The organism is Candidatus Thiodiazotropha endoloripes, from assembly GCF_001708965.1.
In the GTDB taxonomy this organism is placed as follows: domain Bacteria; phylum Pseudomonadota; class Gammaproteobacteria; order Chromatiales; family Chromatiaceae; genus Thiodiazotropha; species Thiodiazotropha endoloripes.
This window is the reverse complement of sequence record NZ_LVJW01000003.1, coordinates 1302961-1322394: the sequence shown is the minus strand read 5'-3', so window position 1 is coordinate 1322394 and position 19434 is coordinate 1302961. Positions and strand designations below refer to the sequence as shown.

Sequence of the window (19434 nt, the reverse complement as noted above, 5' to 3'; positions counted from 1 at the left end):
AAAGATAGTCATCTAATAATATTTTTTCCTGCAAGTTGCAAAATACCTACCGGTACATTTATTCCAAATTGCTGTGTTTTATTTAAATCAACAGCATAACCAAAATGCGCAGGCCATTTAGGTTCGATAAATTCAATTGGGACACCATCAAACAGTTCATATACCATTTCGCCCAGTTGACGTCCCATACTCTCCAGACATGGAAATACAACGGCTGTCGCACCCCATTCAGAAACTACATCTTTCTTAACCAGACCAATCAACGGCTTTTTTCCGTATGTTTTGACAACCTCTGCAAAATGCTGTCTTGCCCCTAACTGGTCATTGGGCTTTAAAAAAGCATCCACCTGATTATTCATCTGCTTGATAATGGGGATTGCCAGCTTTGCCATCTGTTCATCTCCATCATCACCAGTTATCAACGGTAATGGATGAAAAATAACTTCAATGTCATGAAAGGCAGGATCATCCATCAGAAGCCTTTTTATCCATCTATTGTAACTTTGAGACTGAGGCATATCGGCATAGATCAAACCAACTCTGCGTAATTCAGGCATTAGTTGACGTAGGAACAAAAATCTTGACTTAACTGGAACAGGATAACTGACACCGGTGAAATTCACTTTTGGCGGTTGGTCAAAGCTGTCAATAACACCAATACCGATAGGATCTGTAGGTGCACCAAATACTACAGGCACATCACTTTCGAAGAGTGCGTTTTTAGCTGATATTGTGGCTACTGTTCCTCCGACATACACCACATCATAATTTTCCGTTATTTCACGCTTTAAAATATCCACACCCAAAGTCACACTGTTGTCGATATAGTGATGAGTGATCTCCAGGTTATCTCCTTGCCGATAACCTCTTTCCATCAGCGTCTCTATGAGTGAATTTCGAACATCCTCATAGGGACTTCCAGCCTGAGAATCCAGAATAAGCAGACGATAAACTTTATCTATCTCGGATGAAGGTATGGCGGCAACCGGGCTAAGACACCCTAGAATTGCTATCAAGACGACAAGAATGGATTTTTTATTACCCATCTACCTTCTACCAAGGCAGATGCCATTGCTGGACAGACGGGTACTGAACCTGGCAATCTCAAAATGGATCATCTCTATCTGCTCCAAGTATCTCTAACCAATCACAAGCACTTGCTGATAACAATTCTCAACAATTTTTCCTGCATGATCAGTAGGCTGGGCCAACCAGCAAGCTCCAGATACGACGGCATTCCTGATCCAATGGATTGCCAGTTAAAAAATGAGCAGCAAAAACAGGTTAAAGGCATACTCATGATGTGAATTATACCTCACCCTAGCGACTTTTCACCTGAGATAGCCAGCTAATTGATTCAATCCTAAGCATTTACTAGCTAAATATTCTACCAGGTCAGTTTCTTTGCATCTGGCAACAATCCTTTCATCATAAAATATTATTATAGACTAAGAATTTTATTCCTATTACAAATACGAATTTTTCACCCTCTAGACTAAATCTTCCGTTACAACTTGTTACATCGGGTTACATCTCAGATAGGATCTTTAACACGCCTTAAACCAGAATATTGACTGTAACTCATAACACCTATCTGGAGATTATCATGAGTAAAACAGTAATTATCATCATCAGCTTGCTTGTACTTTTACTGATCAGTGGAGTTGCAATTGCACGCTACAAGGGCTTTTGTAGTAACTCAGAGGCAAGAATTGGCTGGATGGCAGAGAGACTGGATAAACATTTGGAACTCTCCGATAACCAGAGAGTTCACCTGGACAAGTTTCGCGTAGAAATCATTTCAATGGCTGAAACTTTACGTAGCGACCGGGAGATGTACGCTAACGAGGCAGCCGACCTACTTAATCAATCAAGCCTCGACCGGGAACGAGCTCATACCCTGCTGATGCAAAAACAGGCTCAACTGGCCAGTATCAGCAGTGATTTCATCGATGCATTCGCTGACTTTAGCGACAATCTTGAACAGCATCAACGGGATAAATTACAAAGCATGATTCTACACCATAAAGCTCACCGGCATTGCGGACCCGGTTGTAATAGCCCTACAAAGTTAAATCAGGAATAGTTTGTCAGGACAATAACCACGGATTCAGTCGCCCTGCTCTATGCCTTTGTAGGGCGATTTGATCATCTATACGGCTGATAATTACTCCTGACAACCTGTCTTGAACTAGGGCCTGTTAACACTAATCCAATAGGCCCTAGGATAGAGAGTGTTTGGGCGGTCATTACCAATTAAGTTATGCTAAACCTTTCAGATACCAGGATCGCTTGATGCCTCAGATACTGCTTATTGATGATGACCAGGAGCTGGCAGCACCTCTCAGCGAGTATTTCTCCCGCTACGGATTGAGCCTGAAATCCGTAATCACCCCATCCCATGGCTTCGACTATCTCCGAACTTCCAAACCTGACCTGATCGTACTTGACATCATGCTTCCTGAAATGGATGGATTTGAGGTCTGTCGTCAGATTAGAAAAAGCAGTGATATCCCGATCCTCATGCTTACAGCCAGAGGAGAAGTGATGGATCGTGTTATCGGCCTTGAAATCGGTGCTGATGACTATCTGTCTAAACCCTTTGAGCCCAGAGAGCTGGTTGCCAGAATTCAGAATATTCTCAAGCGCAGTCTGTCTCACGCTACCACTTCAGAGATCCAGGAACTCGGCGACATTCAGCTAAACCAAGTGCAACAAAGTGCCTCGATTAACAACCGAAACTTAAATCTGACACATCTGGAGTATCTACTGCTTGAGCTATTTGTCTTACATCCAGGTCAAGTCTTCAGTCGAGATGAGATCTTAACTGCGATTAAGGGTGTCGAAGCAGATCTTTACACCAGGTCAGTTGACATACTGGTCAGCCGTCTACGACAAAAAATCCAGCCACTGGACTATATCAAGACAGTTTGGGGTTCCGGTTACCGTATGGTAGAACCTACACAATGAAATTTCGGCATAGACTCAGTATCCGCTTGATAATACTCTTTATTATAATCAGTATTCTGATTATTTTCGTGCTCAACACTGGCTTCCGCTATGGTATACGTGATGAGTTCAAGCGACTGGCGGAACCCCATCTGGTCGAGTATGTCGATCACCTGCAACAACAGATTGGAGCACCACCCGATATTCTTGCTGCTTCAGCATTGGCAGAAAGACTCAGCATCGATATACAGATTAATTCACCTGTAGACCGCTGGTCCAGTAGTGGTGTTATCCTCGATGAACAGAGCCTGGATTTTCATCAACACCAACTATCAAACGGACGTATTGTTGAGGTTAGTCATCAAGCCAGCCGTTTCATAATGCGACTGCAAGAAGGTAATGTCACAGCCTTGTATATTACCAAACAGAAGTTCACTAGTTCTCAAATACCATGGATTGCTTCTATCACAATTGCTGTCGTACTGCTTTTGATCGCACTGACCTATCTCTTTGTTCGACGTCTTTTTCTGCCAATCGAGACCATTCGTCAGGGTGTGGCAAATTTCGGTTCAGGAGACCTGAAATACCGCATCAAACTTCAGCGTAAGGATGAGTTGGGAGAGTTGGCGCACAGCGTCAACAATATGGCTGATGAAATACAGGGAATGCTGGAAGCAAAGCGCCAACTTTTACTCGCAATCAGCCATGAGTTGAGATCCCCTCTAACCAGGGTAAGGCTCAATGCTGAGCTTATTGACCATGGTGAGCCTAGGGAACGTATCATCCAGGACTTGAAACTGCTGGAACAACAGTTAAACGAACTGTTGGAGACCGAACGACTGGAGTCCAATCATACCAAACTGGATCTTCAGTTGGCTGATCCACGGCAATTGATCGATTCGGTTACAAAGGAACATTTTGCTGAAAGCCAGTGGCAAAGTCACATTGATGAGAGTGGCGGACTAATCCTGTTGGATATAGCACGTATCAAGCTTTTGATCAAAAACCTGCTGGACAACGCACAGCGCCATACAAACCTACGGCGAGGAGAGGTGGAGATCCATAGTCATCTGACCAATGATGGCTGGCATTTTCAAGTCACAGACTTTGGAGCAGGCATTGCTGAAGAACATCTGACACACTTGACTGAACCATTCTATCGAGTCGATAAGGCCCGCCAGAGATCCACCGGGGGATATGGACTGGGACTCTACTTATGCCGGGTGATCACTGAAGCCCATGGAGGAGAGTTGACGATTGAGAGTCAACTGGGCAAAGGTACTCAAGTCTCAGTTACCATACCCCATACTACGCCAACGAATTAACCAATACGCTTAACCGGGCAAGGAGATTCCGGTCACTTTTTTGTACAGTGAGACGGCATAAGAATCAGTCATCCCTGAAACAAAATCAGTCAATCGTAACAACCTGGTATAGTCATCCTGCACCGGAATGGCGTCATCTCCGATAAACTGTTCTGGTATCAACCGAATCATCATCTGACTTCTAGGCGTGGCGTTGGTGCCATGCTCGGCGACATCATCGATTATTGGAATAAACCGTTCAAGCAGTTCACTGATGACTTGAAAACCAGCAGTCTCTATCTCGATTACCTCAGGTGCGATATAGATTTTCTCCCCAGCAACCTGAATCAAACGATCCATCTCCTGGCGATGGGGAATAGAGCTCATCAATGGATCATCGAATTCACCTTTGAGAATTGCCGGCTCATGGTCCAGAAAACAGCTTAGAATCTCACTGATTGCTTTACTGATGACCTTCGCCCGTAAAAACTCAACTTTCTCCTTGTTGCCCCCAATACGTTTCAGTCTGGATGTTTGAATCGAAGAGTCAGCCAAAATATCACTGTAGAGATCAAGCGCCTGCTGATAACTGAGGTGCCCGAGACGAAAACCATCCTCAATATCTATTACCCGATAACAGATGTCATCGGCAGCTTCAACCAAATAGGAGAGCGGGTGACGATGCCAGATAGACAACACAGGGTCCCTTCTGATCAAGCCGACCGCCTTGGCTACGGTTTCGAAGTTTTCCTGATCCTCTGCTGTGAACCCTGGTTTTTTGGCACTGACCCCATCAAAACGTCCTTTACCGATACAGGACTCTCTTGGGTATTTGGTGAATGCCGCCAGGGTTGCACAGGTCAATTGCAGCCCCCCCGGGTTGTCACGATTCTGCAATCTGGTGATCACCCGAAAACCCTGAGCATTACCTTCAAAATTCAGAAAATCCTCCCGTTGACTGCCATTGAGCACCGCGACGCGCTGTCTGCCGTAGTCAGCGGTTTCCGCCCAATGACGAATTGCATCTTCACCTGAATGTCCGAACGGTGGATTACCGATGTCATGCGCCAGACAGGCTGCGGCACAGATATCCCCAAAATCCGATGCCTCGTATCCTTTCAGTTTGTGTCTGGCGATAATCTGTTCCCCGACCAAGGTACCCAGAGAACGACCAACGCTTGATGATTCGAGACTATGGGTTAGGCGGGTTCGGACATAGTCGATTTTAGAGAGGGGGAAGATCTGCGTTTTGTCCTGCATACGCCTGAAGGCGGATGAGAAGACAATACGATCGAAATCCCTTTGAAAATCTGTGCGGGATGTTGTACTGGTCGGTTGATCTTTCGATCCAAGACGTTGGCGGGATAAGAGTTGTGACCAATTCATCGACATGGGTCGATTCAATCCTTAAAAGTAATGCTAATTTGATTGTTATTTGGCTGTGAATGATAACCACAGCTTACGAGAGAATCACCCCAGTATATGGGATTTCCGCTGAAATAACCTGTTTCTGCGAATAAGCTTAAAAAAACGCCAGGCAACCCTCAAGATCTCAGCCGAAACAGTGTACCGGACACCAGGCACGTATATTCAAAACCTAAAAATAATCTATTATTTTCTATTTTATTCAATTACTTATCGCATCATTAGCCAATCTTTCATTGATTTCCCTGCCACCCTTAAGTGCGATAATTCCAGCCAATCCGATCAGTAATGCGCCAAATATAAACTGCAGACTCAGGGTTTCTCCCCAGAACAGATAGCCATAGGCGGCTCCAAACAGGACAGATGTATAGGTGAATGGGCTTACTCTGGCTGCTGTCGCTATAGCATATCCACGAGTCAATAACAGTTGGCCTAATGTGCCGAACACTCCCAGCAGTGCAAATAACCACCACTCAGTGACTGTAGGTTGTTGCCAATTCCAGCCCATCGGTATTGCGGAGATCAATGAACTCAACAGTGCGAAGTAGAAGACCACTCTGACTGAGGGCTCGGTTTTACCCAATCTACGCAGGCTGACTTTGGCCAATGAGGCGAAAACACCCCCTAAAAGTCCGATCAGGGCGATTTGATTGAACTCTCCACCTGGATTCAGAACCAGAATGACACCGACGAAGCCGATTCCAATCGCCAGCAGGACAGTGCGATACATAGGTTCACTCAGCCAATACCAGGCAATCAACGGCATGAATAGTGGTGACGTCATCTTCAGTAGCATGCCATCGGCCAGAGGTAGATTGGCCAGTGCATAAAAAAAGCAGTACATGGCGGAAACGCCAGCGACAGATCGCAGCAGATGAAGGTGAAACACCTGGGTTTTCAAGCTGACAAAGCCACTGCCCCAGACCAGAGGCAGCAGTAGCGCGACTCCAAAGAGATTTCTCATGAACACAGCCATTTCGCTAGGCAGGCTCTGTGTCAATTGCTTTACAACAGCTCCCATAGAGGCAAACATAAATTCAGAGAGCAGGATAAACAACGCCCCCAACAGTATATTTTGCTTATATATCATTGACTTATATAATTTGCAATTTAATCGCGGCTGGCCTGGCGCAGAGTATTAAATTTGTTTAAATTCCTGTAAATGAGTACAAGTGGCATCGCTTCAATCGTATAGTCTGTGGCAGAATTGCCAATCTAACAGATTCCGAGAGGATAAGTTCAAATGTTTGACCAATATCGCAGCCCGTATATCGCTCTGTTACTGATTCTGCTCACCGGCTGCTCCAGTGTCTATTACGATACGATGGAGAGCGTCGGCTATCACAAACGGGATATACTGGTTGATCGGGTTGAAGCTGCCAAAGATGCCCAAACTGATGCCCAGGAGCAATTCAAGTCAGCACTTGACCAGTTTGCATCGGTTATCCGGCTTGAAGAGAGCGATTTAAAACGGGCCTATGACGATCTAAACCACGAATTTGAATCGAGTGAGAGTGCGGCTCAAGAGGTCACTGACCGGATTGACAAGGTCGAATCTGTTGCAGAGGATCTGTTTGAAGAGTGGCAGGAAGAGTTAGAACTCTACGAAAATCAAAAATTAAAAGCCGCCAGTAAACAACAGCTGAGCAAAACCAAGAGCCGCTACAGGAGCATGCTCAAATCCATGCGTCAGGCTGAGAAGACCATGCAGCCCGTACTCAATAACTTCCGTGATAACGTACTCTATCTGAAACATAACCTGAATGCCCAGGCCATCGGCTCCCTACGTGGAGAGTTCGGCAATCTGAAAGCGGATATCACCAATCTGATCAATCGAATGAACCAATCGATAAAACGTTCAGACGAATTCATACGTGATATGCAGAGTGCAAACTAGCATATTGTCTTATCGCTTTAACAGTCAGCTGATCCGCAGTAACTGCTACAGCCAAGACATTCTCTTGCAGCTGACCCAAGTACCGATAATCCGCGATGTTAACAGGCTTTTACAATACCGATTAAGATGATGCAGTACTTTCGTGGCAAATCGCTCTCATCCTACCATCCGCTTTACTATCTGCATCATCTGATTGCGGTAGTTTTTTTTGTTGCGATTGCCTTCTCTTCCCACCTTTTTTTCAACGGCATGGGTGGACATGACCTGATACTGATGACCGCCATAATCTGTGGCTACATGGCACTCAATATTGGGGCTAACGATGCCGGAAACAATATCGGTCCGTTGGTTGGCTCTGCGGTAATCACTCTTTCCGGTGCTGTTGTATTAGCGGCCATATTTGAGTTTTTCGGAGCGTTCCTCGCGGGTAGTGAAGTTATCAGTACAATCAAGCACGGCATTGTAGAGCAACAGCAACTTGGAGGCGCCAGAGAGATTGTACTGGTGATGATCAGTGCTCTGCTTGCCAGTGGTCTCTGGCTGAATATTGCGACCGCAACAGGTACTCCGGTATCCACTACCCATACGATCGTTGGCGCTGTACTCGGTGCCGGCATTACTATTGGCGGAGCGGCCGTTGTCAACTGGCAAGCGCTGGGGACAATCACCATCAGCTGGATCCTCTCTCCCCTGCTGGGTAGTGCAATTGCTGCACTACTTCTCTATCTGATCAAGCGCAATATCACCTACCATACTGATATGTCGCGCGCTACAGAAAGGCTGGTTCCGGTGTTTGTGGGTTTAATGGCCTTCACGTTTACCACCTATCTACTTACCAAGGGATTGAAAAGTAGTTGGCGGACGGAGTTAGATATCGCTCTGCTTTGTGGTTTGAGTGTTGGCTTGGGTATTTTTTTGATTATCAAACCAATCATCAAACAACATGTAGCACTCCTACCCAATACAAAATCCGCTGTTAACCGTCACTTCAACATTCCACTTCTCATCGCTGCAGGATTATTGAGCTTTGCCCATGGTTCCAATGATGTTGCCAACGCAATAGGTCCTGTCATTGCCATAAAAGAGGCATTGGTTTCTGACCAGAGTATAAATCATTCAGCGTTACCTACCTGGGTGTTGCTGATTGGTGCAATCGGAATTCCCTTGGGAATCGTGTTGTATGGAAAACGTATGATCAAAACCATTGGTTTTGAAATTACTGAATTTGATCAAATCAGGGCATTCTGTGTTGTCACCTCTGTAACTATCACGGTTCTATTTGCCAGCCTCCTGGGTATCCCTGTGAGTAGCACCCATACTACCGTTGGTGCTATTTTCGGAATTGGCTTTCTGCGTGAAAATCTGAAAAAAAGATATGCAGTCTCCATGGAAATTTTAAGGCGCCATGCAACCAAACAAAATCAGCAGGAGATTGACAAGTTCATTCATCAGTTTAAAGAATCGTCATTTCACGAAAAGGGTAAGCTCCTCAAAGGACTCAATGAAAGTGACATAATCTCGAAAATCACTGAAAAAGACAGAAAGTCACTTAACAAACTCCATCGTAAAGAGCTGGTCAAACGATCGACATTTATACGCATCCTCATAGCATGGGTAATCACACTCCCTGTTGCCGGACTGCTTGCTTCACTCATCTACACACTATTGAACTCAACCAATCTACTTACTATCGGTTAATCACGTATCCATAACCAACTATTTTTGTACGAAATTGGTATCCAGAGTGACCGTCATGAATATTGCAAATACCCTACCACCTGGTTAACTATGGTTTCCTACCATCCTACTGTAGGAATTAAAGAAATTCCCATAGTAGCAGATTTCAATATCCCTCCTTTCGTGCCATAATCTGATTGAAATAGTGGAATTTACAGCACACCAATTTATAAACTGCGTTTATATCAGTACTGTTGCTGTCAGCAGGACGTGGTTAGTTGGTCTCTGAAGGTTATTTACCTGTTTCATGACTACTTCCTGCCCAAGCACTAAGACACAGTTTAAGTCAACATCCGCGCGAACGAGATTCATACATTTTCCATCCTTCCTACCTCGTTGTTTCAGCACTCTGCTCATTAGTTACTGCAGTCAGGCCAGCGGCTCTGATGCCAGTGAAGAACAGGAGATGCGTGATTTACTCTCCTTGCTGGACAGTCAGACCGAATTGGCTACCAAAAGTAGAATGAACACTGACTATATTCCCGGATTGGCGAGCATTCTCTATGGGGATGAACTTTTGGCTCGCGGAGCCAGAACTGTTTGGGAAGCGCTCGGACTAGTACCCGGTATCAGTTTAGGAATGGAATTCACAGGTGAGAAACAGATGCTCAGCAGAGGAGTTGGACATGGGTATGCTTCAGGAAATGTAAAAATACTCGTCGATGGAGTTTCGTTGAATTCCACTCTACTGGGAACGGCCAATCCGGCCCTCAACATACCGATTGAACAGATAGAGCGTATTGAAGTAATTCGCGGTGCTGGGGCATCCGTTTATGGTGAGTATGCCTATGCCGGTGTTGTCAATATCCTTACCAAGCAAGCCTCAACTGGTTTACATACTCATTATGAAGATGATTCTCACTCTGGTTTAGGTGGTTACTGGTACTGGCACGACAGCAACAACGATCTGACTGCCTCAATCAATATCTCAGGGCTTGAAGGCGATGGTCATGATGTGGAGGTTGAAGAGGATGCCTGGTACCACACTGGTCAGAGAGAACTTTCGAATGCACCTGGACCAACAAACGAAGCAAAAAAATATCAGGGTATATTTTTTAACTTGAAATGGCAGGGATGGTTTGCCTCTGCAAAACTACTTGATGATGCCTATGGTGATCATTTTGGGATAAACCATTTCCTTCCTCCTGCAGACGGCCGCCTGGCATCCAAACAGACATACAGCTCTTATCGTTTCGGTAATCAACACAAACTCACTGATAAAATTCACACAGAAATCACATTTGAGATTCTGGAACATGAACGTGACAGGGATCAACTCTATATCTACCCTGCAGGCTTTATTACTCCCTACCCTATTTATCTAGATTCCCATTACAAAGAGAGAAAATATGAAATTGCTGCCGATATCTATTGGCAACCGAACACTCAACATGAAATGTTTCTGACTGTTAAATCCACAGACACCTCGATTCAGGAAGCTGGCTGGGAGTGGCCTGACCTCCCATTTGAGCTATCCCCTAACTGGATTGATACTGAGCGGGAAAGGCACATTTTCACTTTGATAGCACAGGACCAGTTTCGTTACAGTGATGCTTTTACATTAACGGCCACCTTACGTTACGACGACTACAGCGATCTCGACAACCCAACGAGCCCAAGATTAGCCGGTGTCTGGCGGGTTTCACCTGATAACATCATAAAACTGCAGTATGCCAGAAGTTTCCGCCCCCCCACTTTCTATGAATTACAAAACCCGGGAAAAGGTAAAGTTTCGCTAAGCGCAATCAACAGCACTGAAATTGCCTATATCATCAAAAAAAATGACTGGCGCAGTAATTTTATATTATTTCAATCAGATCTCATTGATCCAATAGTCTTTGATGAAATCAATTTCGGTGGCTACATCAATGCTGAAAATGCACGTCTTAAAGGCTTTGAATTTGAGTATCAACAACGCTTTGGAAATAACTTGAAATTGGACGGTAATCTCTCCTTTGTAGATGCCCACTTTAAGGACAGTGGAGAAGATCTGCCTGGTGGTGCCGAGTGGCTGGCTAATTTGGGAATAATCTGGAAACCTATAGAGAACTGGTCAACCTCACTGCAAATATCCTATGTAGGTGAACGTAGCCGAGCTAATCTCGATTCCCGCTCCAGCTTATCAGCTACCACACAATATGATCTAACCATAGGTCACTATGGCTCCATAGCTGGTTTGAAGTTTCTTTTTGGCATTAAAAACCTGACTGATGAAACAGTCAGATATCCTCAACAACTGACGACCAATTTTGAAGGAGATGCATTTTTACCCTACCCCGATGACTATCATCGTCCTGGACGACGCTGGTGGTTATCTTTGAATTACGACATACAATAAACGGGCCTTTTAATACTGCACTGTTGCGCCCAATTGCTTATGAAAACTTGCCAATCAAGGCACAAGGAGAGAGATTTGATTATTTCACAGGGTCGAAGAGCAGCACCGGATGGCCTGTTTTCGATTGCTACCTACCAGGCTGATAATAATATTACAGCCAAGCTGTTTGTTTGGGTCAGCGGTAACGAACCCTGAACTTATCCATTGACTGGTTATCATGGAGACTAAAACTACCAGCAGTGAAAAGATACACTCCCTTTGGAGAGGTTTTCTTTTACTCATACTGTTGCTTTCCAGGATTTGTTTTGCAGATATCCTCTGGTCTGAAGATAAGCAACGACTTAATGTTGCTATCAATCTTTTGCCTGCTTGTCTCGGAGCAGATCTCGCTCTGGCTGACAAATTATCAGTAACTGGAAAACTACGTATTCTTGTTCTTCATGATAACCAGCAACATGTCGCTCTGGCTGTATCCGCAGGACTGCTGGCACTGAAAACAATTTCCGACTTTCCTCTGGAAGTCGAAATTGTCTCTACCTCTGACAGAAAAAAGCCGGATCTCTCCCCAATTGCAGCACTTTTTGTAGCCACACCCGGTATTAAATCCGAAATCTTCAACAATTGGGTTGAAAATAAACGAACCACGGTATTCTCACCCTTTTCCGGCGATGTTGAACGTGGCGCTGTAGCAGGTATTTATGTTACAGACCGAATCCTGCCTTATATCAATTTGACCCAGGCAAAAAAAGCCGGAGTGGTCTACAAACCTTTTTTTCTACGAATTGCAAAGCAATATGATGAATAGGAACAGGCTCTATAAAGGACCCTCAATACTGGCTAAAAGTCATGGCCTTATACTGGTATTTACAATCCTTGGTATTACTCTCGGAATTTTGATAGGAACCTATTGGTATTTGACGCTTGAACCTAGATTAGTGGCTCATGCACAATCCCAAGCAAACACCTTGGCAGAAGCCCAGGCAACCCTTCTAAGCAAACCATTGAGCATCACAAATCAAGCTCTGCTTGAATTGAAGTTGACGCAGGCTATGGATAGCATCTTACTGATTCGTGACCCATCACTCGCATCACCATTGATCCAAAGGATCGAAATTGAAATAGATTATACAATGGTCAATGTGGCACCCGACAGTTTCCCCCTGAGCAGAGGTAAAGATGAGTGCGTAGACTGTTTCATATCAGAAGTACCACTGTTTCATGAGTACTCACGTTCATTGATCGGTATAGCACGTATTTTTACCGGCCGGGATTTTATTGATAATTTAATTGATAATGTCCAACAAAAACTGTTGCTCTCTAGCATTATTCTGATGCTGCTACTTATTATTGCATGGGCTACTACTGAATGGCTGTTATCGAAGTTACGTCAGAGTCAGTCTTATTTACAGTTGATAATAGATGCAGTTGCCGATCCACTTTTTGTATACAGCACAGAAAGTGATCTAATCTTGAAAAACAAGGCTGCTGAATCATTGGCTTCTTCAGAATTAATGATCGATGGAGACAAGGGAAATCCAGACTATTTACCTCCCCGGGAAATGATATCCAGCGTAATTATCAAAGGCCGACCGATAAAGTATATTCACACCGTAAAACAATCTCATGGAAAACCACAACGCATGGAACTGCAAGCCAGCCCCCTCTCGATAGACGATACTATTGCTGTTGTCATCACTTACCGGGATATTACAGAACATCTCGAAATTGTGGACGAACTACAGATAAAGAAGCAACAGCTGCAACAATTAGCCGAAAAAGACTCTCTGACACAACTGCCCAATCGATTTCTGTTTACCAAATTACTCAATCAGGCAATCTCACGAGCAGACCGTACAAGCAGTTTATTGGCAATCCTTTTTCTAGATCTTGATCGTTTCAAGGAGGTTAATGATAGCCTTGGACACGATGCTGGAGATGAGCTGCTGATCACCACTGCCAATCGACTGCTCCATGCCATACGTTCCGGCGATGTGGTCGCTCGCCTGAGTGGTGATGAATTTGTCATATTACTGGAAAATACCAAACGTACTGAGGATGCCTCTTCTGTAGCCCGTCATATCATTAAAACCATCCGCCAACCGGTCACCCTGCAAGGCAAACGGTTACAACCGGCTGTAAGTATCGGAATCAGCATATACCCGGATGACGGTAAAAGCGGAGAACGATTATTGCAGAATGCCGACACTGCAATGTACCGGGCGAAACGTCAAGGCAGAAATACTTTCAGACTTTATAATTCAAGTATGACTGCCTCTATTCAGGAACGTATAAATATCACCGGAGAACTCGAAACAGCAACCGAAGAGAATAATTTTGTCATGCTCTACCAGCCACAGATTGACCTCTATTCCAAAAAGCTAATCGGTGTCGAGGCCCTACTGCGTTGGAAAAGAGCAGACGATGACCTTGTTTCACCTTATGATTTTCTTGAACTCGCAGAAGAGATGGGGCTAACACATCTGATAGGTCAATGGGTTTTATACAATGTCTGCATCCAGACAAAGCAGTGGCATAACGACAATCTGGCACCTCCAAGAGTGGCCATCAATATCTCTGCGAGTGAGCTCCTGCACGATGATTTTATAGCCAATGTGGAGAATATCCTGCTCACAACCGGTTGTGTCGGTGAGTGGCTGGCAATGGAAGTGACCGAAAACCTCTTTATACAGAGGTTGGATGAAGCTGCACATCGTCTACAACGACTGAAAGAGATGGGAATTTCAATCGTTATCGATGATTTTGGTATTGGTTACTCATCATTGGCACGATTAAAAAAGCTACCGATCGATCTGCTCAAGCTGGATAAAGTATTTTTAGAGAATCTCAATAAAGACAGTGGCAACCTGGCAATCGTTCAGACTGTAATTGATCTGGGCCAGCGGCTAGGAATCGAAGTTCTTGCGGAGGGAGTAGAAACAGCCGAGCAGGAAACTCTTTTAATCCTGTCAGACTATCGAATTGCTCAAGGGTACCGCTACGGTAAACCCATTCCCGCCGAGCATTTCCGCGATAAGCTGTTGCACTCATAATCTGCTTTTATTGCAGATGATGAACAGGTCAGGTGTATTGGTGTGTGGCGTCCCAATAGATAGACACCTATAGATCAACCTCGATTTGAAGCTCAACTGATAGCAGTTATTGATTCGTTATTTAACTCTCAGCGACCGATGGTTTCGCAGCCTGAATAACCGGCAGGTCATCAGGAGCTGGCAGACGTTTCACAATACCGTCAGGGACTTCACCTCGACCTGCTTGATATATGGATCCTGACTCAAGCACAAAACAGATCATCACAGTCAACAGGGTCGGTACAACCGCAACCCGAGAGATCGCCACCATCATGATATCCCCTTTGGAACTGCCGGATGTAGCCATCATGGCCATGCCAAGAATAACTGCACTGATAGTGTAGCCAACCATCAGTATCCGGGTGCGGTTGGCTGACAATCGCCAGTGTGCAGCCACGAACCAGGGATCCTGCTGCCGGGTCTGCCCAGCTTTGAACCAAATGAAACTGATCACCAGTAGCGATAGCGCCAGCGGTATCAGAAAACCCAATAATCCCACATCGAGTACGATTGAAGCCGGCGCGGCAATCAGATGACAACCCACTAAATTCAGCATCGACAGCTCATGAGGGGTTTTGGCTTGTTTGCGAATCGCTTCATCTACATCAAATTGCATAATTTAAATCTCTACTGGTCCAGCAAAATCCAATGCCAAACAGATCAAAATTGTTTCTAACTATCTGTATTATAAATAATTACAGAAATTATCCGGTCAGATTCACTACCAGATGACAAGCTGATCGATCACTCCGGCTTACTGTAAGAACACCATAACAGGATACCTGTTAAATATGACATAGATCCCACTTTACTATCCTTGATATTACGCAACGGAGAGAAAGCCTCTCGACCTGGTTCGATATAAGCATATCAAGTAATTTAGTGGAAATTATCCTTATGGTTCTGTTAGTTAGGCTCGATAGATACTGCTCCATTCTTCCCGGTTACCTGTGATAAAGCGTCTCGGGAGGTCCGAGAAGAAGACGCTTGGATGGTTATGCTGCAGGATGAACGAACCAGAGTGGTGACATTTCAGTTCTCAGTCAGGGACGCACCATTTGGGTTTCAGGTAAATTTTCACTCAGCCTCATCTCCTTCGTTGATACTGAGTGGCGCCCTCTTTAGTTGTGGATTATTGGACTGATCACCGCTCCTGCCTGGGTGATTGGAATGGTGTTAACAGGCCATTGTTAATCGATTCAACCCAAACTGACATATTTTCTTAATTTTTGGTTGACCTGGGAGAAATTTTCCTTACACTATCGCGCTCTTGTCTTCGGAGCGGTAGTTCAGTTGGTTAGAATACCGGCCTGTCACGCCGGGGGTCGCGGGTTCGAGTCCCGTCCGCTCCGCCACTATCCCGCTGATTTTTCCAATCGTCAGCAATACCTATTCCAGTAAACACCCTTGCCTCCTGAGCCTCATTGAGCAAAATGGATCCTCTCCTCTAACCAGTTAGCAACGTGACCTTTGATACCTGTATGAAGACCAGGCTGTCTACGTCCCGGGCAAGGGCGGATTGCTGCTTAAATCGAGACCATTTCCATAATGGCAAGCCCCTCATGAAACAACTTCATACTGCTTCTGTATATATAGAATCCCTAGTAGGCATTTATTTCCTTATTCTATAGGATTGTTGGTTTGTTACTAATTTTGATCAGATTCTAAATCTGTCGTCTGCTCGTATATTTGTTGTAAGACCCTGTTGCTGTGAACTCCTTTATCATATTTTTTGATACAAACCACAGTATTGCGGGTGAGAACTACCTAACCTTCTTTCCAATCACATAATCATCCTCCATCTGTCATCATGACATTAGGGACCAACACAGCAAAATGGATGCTTTAAAAAAGTTTTCAAACAACAATATCCTATATCTACTTCTCTCTCTGTTGTTGACCGGTTGTATAGAAGAGAATACCGCCCCTGAAGCAGAAAATGATAGTGCCACCCTGACACAGGGGGAGAGTATTCTCATCAAAGTGCTGGACAACGATAGCGATGCCAACAGTGATCCCCTGGAGGTTACCAATCTCTCCTTACCGGAGAAAGGCAGGGTTACCCTCCAGGCGGATGGCTCGGTGCTCTACCAGCATGATGGAAGCGAAACAGCCTATGACCAGTTTACCTATACCGCCTTTGATGGTGCCGTAGACTCTGCACCAGCGACAGTGACTCTGACCATTCAAAGCAATGAAGACAGTCCAGATGAGAATTCAGAGGTCCCACCAACCCCAGCAGCTGTCAATCAACGCCCCATTGCTGCTGATGATCAGTTTGAAGTCGATTCGGGAGTACAGATCTCACTGAACCTGCTACAGAATGATCAGGACCCTGATGGTGATCCACTGCAAATCGCCCACCTGACAGACCCCCAGTATGGATCCCTGCAGCTCTCAGTCGATGGTACCAGTGTGACCTATCGTCACAATGGCTCGGATGCCGAGCAAGATCAGTTCAGTTACACTCTTTCGGATGGCAGTAACCAGTCCCAACCCGCACAGGTTACGATTCGAGTTAACACCTCAAACCAGGCCCCGCAATTCACCCAGTCAGGCCAGAGTCGTTCGATTGCCATCGATGAACTCTATACCTTGGTATTTCAGGCAATGGACCCGGATGGTGACGACTTGACCTATCGTGTGACGGGTCTCCCCTACTGGCTGGTCTATACAGCAGAGACAAGAACCATTTCAGGTTCGCCTTCCTGGGAGGAGCTGGGTAACCGATATCAGATCATCATATCGGCATCTGATGGCATCAACGTCACTGACAACCAGTTCACTCTGAACATAGAACAGACACAATCCGTTACCGATGAAATGGCTCATCGCTTGTTGCTGCAATGCACCTTCGGCCCGGTGCAGAGTGAGATAGAAAGGGTGAAAAGCCTTGGCATCAGCGGTTGGATTGACCATCAACTTAGTATGAATTCTGCCTATACCAGCCCTACGGATGGTTGGAAAACCAACCTGGAACGAACACAAGAGATTGCTTTGCAGGCTGAACCCGGCGTTGATTGGTATCAGAGTAATCAGATTTTCAATCAACAACCCCACAGCAGCTCTGTCAAGGATTATCAGATGGCCGCCTGGTGGGAGAGCGCATTGGGTGCTACCGCGCCAAATCGTCAGCAGATCGGTACGGACCAGCTGCGCCAACGCATCGCTTATGCTCTGAGTCAGCTACTCGTTGTTTCCACCAGCAGCCCAGCGATGATCTCCCGTGGGGAATCCCTGGCGGTCTACTATGATCTGCTGGCGAAATACGCTTTCGGTAACTATCGACAGCTGTTGAAAGCGATCTCCATCAGCCCTGCCATGGGAGTCTATCTGTCCCACCAGGGCAATCGCAAAGCCGATCCGGATACGGGTTCACGCCCCGACGAAAACTTTGCCAGAGAGATCATACAACTGTTTACCATTGGACTGTATGAGCTGAATCTGGACGGTTCACCAAACAGGGATGGCAATCATACAACTTATCCGGATCAGGGCAGCCATACCGTTGCCACTTATACACAGTCCGATATTGAGGAACTGGCTAAGGTGATGACAGGTTGGGATCTCGCTGATAATAATAAATTCGGGCAGCTCCACTCCAGCAGTGGTAACTATACGGTACCGATGGTTTTCAATCCTTCGATGCATGAGGATGAGGCAGCAGAAGGTGGCGATGGCAGGATCACCCTGATGGGACAAACCCTGTCACTCAATGCCGGTTCGGATCAGAGCGGCCTGGACAGTGCCCTCGACAGACTGTTTGCCCATCCCAACGTTGCCCCCTATGTCAGCAAACACCTGATCCAGAGATTGGTAACCTCCAATCCCTCGGCAAACTATGTAGCTCGCATTGCCCATATCTTCAACGATAATGGACAGGGTGTAAAAGGAGATCTGAAGGCGGTCGTCCGTGGAATCCTGCTCGACCCAGAGGCACGTGATGAGAGCTATCAGTCAAACCCGGCCTATGGTAAAGCCAAGGAACCCTTACTGGCAATCACCCAGTTGCTCCGTGCAGCTCATGTTGCACCACTGAATGGCTGGTCGAGCAAGCAAAATGTTGCCATGAGTCATGTCTATTGGTATCGGGAGCCTGAAAAACAGATCAACCAGGCAGCGCTGCGTGCACCTTCCGTATTCAACTTTTACAGCCCCGGCCATGTGCCGAGTGATCCCTACTTCACCAGCCATCAACTGGTTGGGCCGGAATTTCAGATCCAGACCTCACAAATGCTTGTGGACTATAACAACCTTGTGGTTTACCTGATCTCAAATCTGGAGAAAAACAGGATCATCAACAATAGTGGAAAATCCCTCAATGAATTTGCCAGCTCACGTAAACACTACAGCCTGTCACTATTGACGAGTTTCGATATTGAACTCAGGTTGTTGGAACAAGCCCTTGAGAACGACTCGAATGGTGATTATTCAAGCCTCAATGATGACACCACAGATATTAATGGCGATACGCCAAAATCCAGAGGAATCGATGCGCTGATAGACCATTTGGATCTACAACTGCTTGGCAGGAAGATGAGCGACGAATATCGTGATGCTCTAAAACACTACCTGATGACCAGCAGTTATACCAATTCAGGCAATAACGTCGAAAGTGCCAGGCGAATCGTTCAGGAAGCTTACACTTTCATCACTACCTCCAGCGCCTACATGATTCAAAAATAGGCACCCAGT

General features: G+C 45.5%; 13 protein-coding genes and 1 tRNA gene. 10 read left to right on the top strand and 4 right to left on the bottom strand.

Annotated elements, in window-relative coordinates; genetic code table 11:
- Positions 1 to 8 precede the first annotated feature (8 nt).
- A complete protein-coding gene (locus A3193_RS05940) occupies positions 9 to 1046 on the bottom strand; it encodes an ABC transporter substrate-binding protein (protein WP_069014308.1) in 1038 nt (345 codons plus the stop codon).
- Between the two features lie 560 nt (positions 1047 to 1606).
- Between A3193_RS05940 and A3193_RS05930 the strand changes: the two genes are divergently transcribed.
- The 3 genes from A3193_RS05930 to A3193_RS05920 all read left to right on the top strand — a co-directional run bounded on the left by A3193_RS05930 (position 1607) and on the right by A3193_RS05920 (position 4274).
- Complete coding sequence (locus A3193_RS05930) at positions 1607 to 2086, top strand: hypothetical protein (RefSeq protein ID WP_069014306.1); 480 nt, start codon at positions 1607 to 1609, stop codon at positions 2084 to 2086.
- Positions 2087 to 2295: 209 nt separating this feature from the next.
- Complete coding sequence (locus A3193_RS05925; RefSeq protein ID WP_069005243.1) at positions 2296 to 2970, top strand: response regulator transcription factor; 675 nt, start codon at positions 2296 to 2298, stop codon at positions 2968 to 2970.
- Between the two features lie 68 nt (positions 2971 to 3038).
- Entirely contained in the window at positions 3039 to 4274 is a 1236-nt protein-coding gene (locus A3193_RS05920; protein WP_162272468.1) for a sensor histidine kinase, read from the top strand.
- Between the two features lie 9 nt (positions 4275 to 4283).
- Here A3193_RS05920 and A3193_RS05915 read toward each other — a convergent pair whose 3' ends face one another.
- The gene (locus tag A3193_RS05915) at positions 4284 to 5645 is read right to left on the bottom strand and encodes a deoxyguanosinetriphosphate triphosphohydrolase (protein ID WP_235614911.1); all 1362 of its coding nucleotides are present in this window, start codon (positions 5643 to 5645) and stop codon (positions 4284 to 4286) included.
- A gap of 235 nt (positions 5646 to 5880) precedes the next feature.
- Positions 5881 to 6768, bottom strand: coding sequence for a DMT family transporter (locus tag A3193_RS05910; RefSeq protein ID WP_069014305.1), 888 nt, complete (start codon positions 6766 to 6768; stop codon positions 5881 to 5883).
- 153 nt (positions 6769 to 6921) lie between these two features.
- Between A3193_RS05910 and A3193_RS05905 the strand changes: the two genes are divergently transcribed.
- From A3193_RS05905 to A3193_RS05885, 5 genes are all read left to right on the top strand, one after another.
- Entirely contained in the window at positions 6922 to 7575 is a 654-nt protein-coding gene (locus A3193_RS05905) for a DUF2959 domain-containing protein (protein ID WP_069005240.1), read from the top strand.
- A 126-nt stretch (positions 7576 to 7701) separates the two neighbouring features.
- Positions 7702 to 9273, top strand: a complete 1572-nt coding sequence (locus A3193_RS05900; protein ID WP_069014304.1) for an inorganic phosphate transporter — start codon at positions 7702 to 7704, stop codon at positions 9271 to 9273.
- Between the two features lie 445 nt (positions 9274 to 9718).
- A complete protein-coding gene (locus A3193_RS05895; protein ID WP_235614910.1) occupies positions 9719 to 11650 on the top strand; it encodes a TonB-dependent receptor plug domain-containing protein in 1932 nt (643 codons plus the stop codon).
- 217 nt (positions 11651 to 11867) lie between these two features.
- Positions 11868 to 12455 (top strand): YfiR family protein, encoded by a 588-nt coding sequence (locus A3193_RS05890; RefSeq protein WP_069005238.1) that lies wholly within the window; start codon positions 11868 to 11870, stop codon positions 12453 to 12455.
- Positions 12445 to 14700 (top strand): putative bifunctional diguanylate cyclase/phosphodiesterase, encoded by a 2256-nt coding sequence (locus tag A3193_RS05885; protein WP_069014303.1) that lies wholly within the window; start codon positions 12445 to 12447, stop codon positions 14698 to 14700. The genes A3193_RS05890 and A3193_RS05885 overlap by 11 nt, the downstream gene beginning before the upstream one ends.
- Before the next feature lie 121 nt (positions 14701 to 14821).
- Here A3193_RS05885 and A3193_RS05880 read toward each other — a convergent pair whose 3' ends face one another.
- Positions 14822 to 15355, bottom strand: a complete 534-nt coding sequence (locus A3193_RS05880) for a hypothetical protein (protein WP_069005236.1) — start codon at positions 15353 to 15355, stop codon at positions 14822 to 14824.
- A 662-nt stretch (positions 15356 to 16017) separates the two neighbouring features.
- Between A3193_RS05880 and A3193_RS05875 the strand changes: the two genes are divergently transcribed.
- Positions 16018 to 16094, top strand: a tRNA-Asp gene (locus A3193_RS05875).
- Positions 16095 to 16575: 481 nt separating this feature from the next.
- Positions 16576 to 19425, top strand: coding sequence for a DUF1800 family protein (locus A3193_RS05870; protein WP_069014302.1), 2850 nt, complete (start codon positions 16576 to 16578; stop codon positions 19423 to 19425).
- Positions 19426 to 19434 lie beyond the last annotated feature (9 nt).

Excerpts from the sequence above, each read along its gene's own strand:
- A3193_RS05910 (WP_069014305.1), bottom strand. The coding sequence starts at position 6,768 with ATGATATATAAGCAAAATATACTGTTGGGGGCGTTGTTTATCCTGCTC.
- A3193_RS05880 (WP_069005236.1), bottom strand. The coding sequence starts at position 15,355 with ATGCAATTTGATGTAGATGAAGCGATTCGCAAACAAGCCAAAACCCCT.
- A3193_RS05905 (WP_069005240.1), top strand. The coding sequence starts at position 6,922 with ATGTTTGACCAATATCGCAGCCCGTATATCGCTCTGTTACTGATTCTG.
- A3193_RS05895 (WP_235614910.1), top strand. The coding sequence starts at position 9,719 with ATGCGTGATTTACTCTCCTTGCTGGACAGTCAGACCGAATTGGCTACC.
- A3193_RS05885 (WP_069014303.1), top strand. The coding sequence starts at position 12,445 with ATGATGAATAGGAACAGGCTCTATAAAGGACCCTCAATACTGGCTAAA.
- A3193_RS05915 (WP_235614911.1), bottom strand. The coding sequence starts at position 5,645 with ATGTCGATGAATTGGTCACAACTCTTATCCCGCCAACGTCTTGGATCG.
- A3193_RS05870 (WP_069014302.1), top strand. The coding sequence starts at position 16,576 with ATGGATGCTTTAAAAAAGTTTTCAAACAACAATATCCTATATCTACTT.
- A3193_RS05900 (WP_069014304.1), top strand. The coding sequence starts at position 7,702 with ATGATGCAGTACTTTCGTGGCAAATCGCTCTCATCCTACCATCCGCTT.
- A3193_RS05940 (WP_069014308.1), bottom strand. The coding sequence starts at position 1,046 with ATGGGTAATAAAAAATCCATTCTTGTCGTCTTGATAGCAATTCTAGGG.
- A3193_RS05890 (WP_069005238.1), top strand. The coding sequence starts at position 11,868 with ATGGAGACTAAAACTACCAGCAGTGAAAAGATACACTCCCTTTGGAGA.
- A3193_RS05925 (WP_069005243.1), top strand. The coding sequence starts at position 2,296 with ATGCCTCAGATACTGCTTATTGATGATGACCAGGAGCTGGCAGCACCT.
- A3193_RS05930 (WP_069014306.1), top strand. The coding sequence starts at position 1,607 with ATGAGTAAAACAGTAATTATCATCATCAGCTTGCTTGTACTTTTACTG.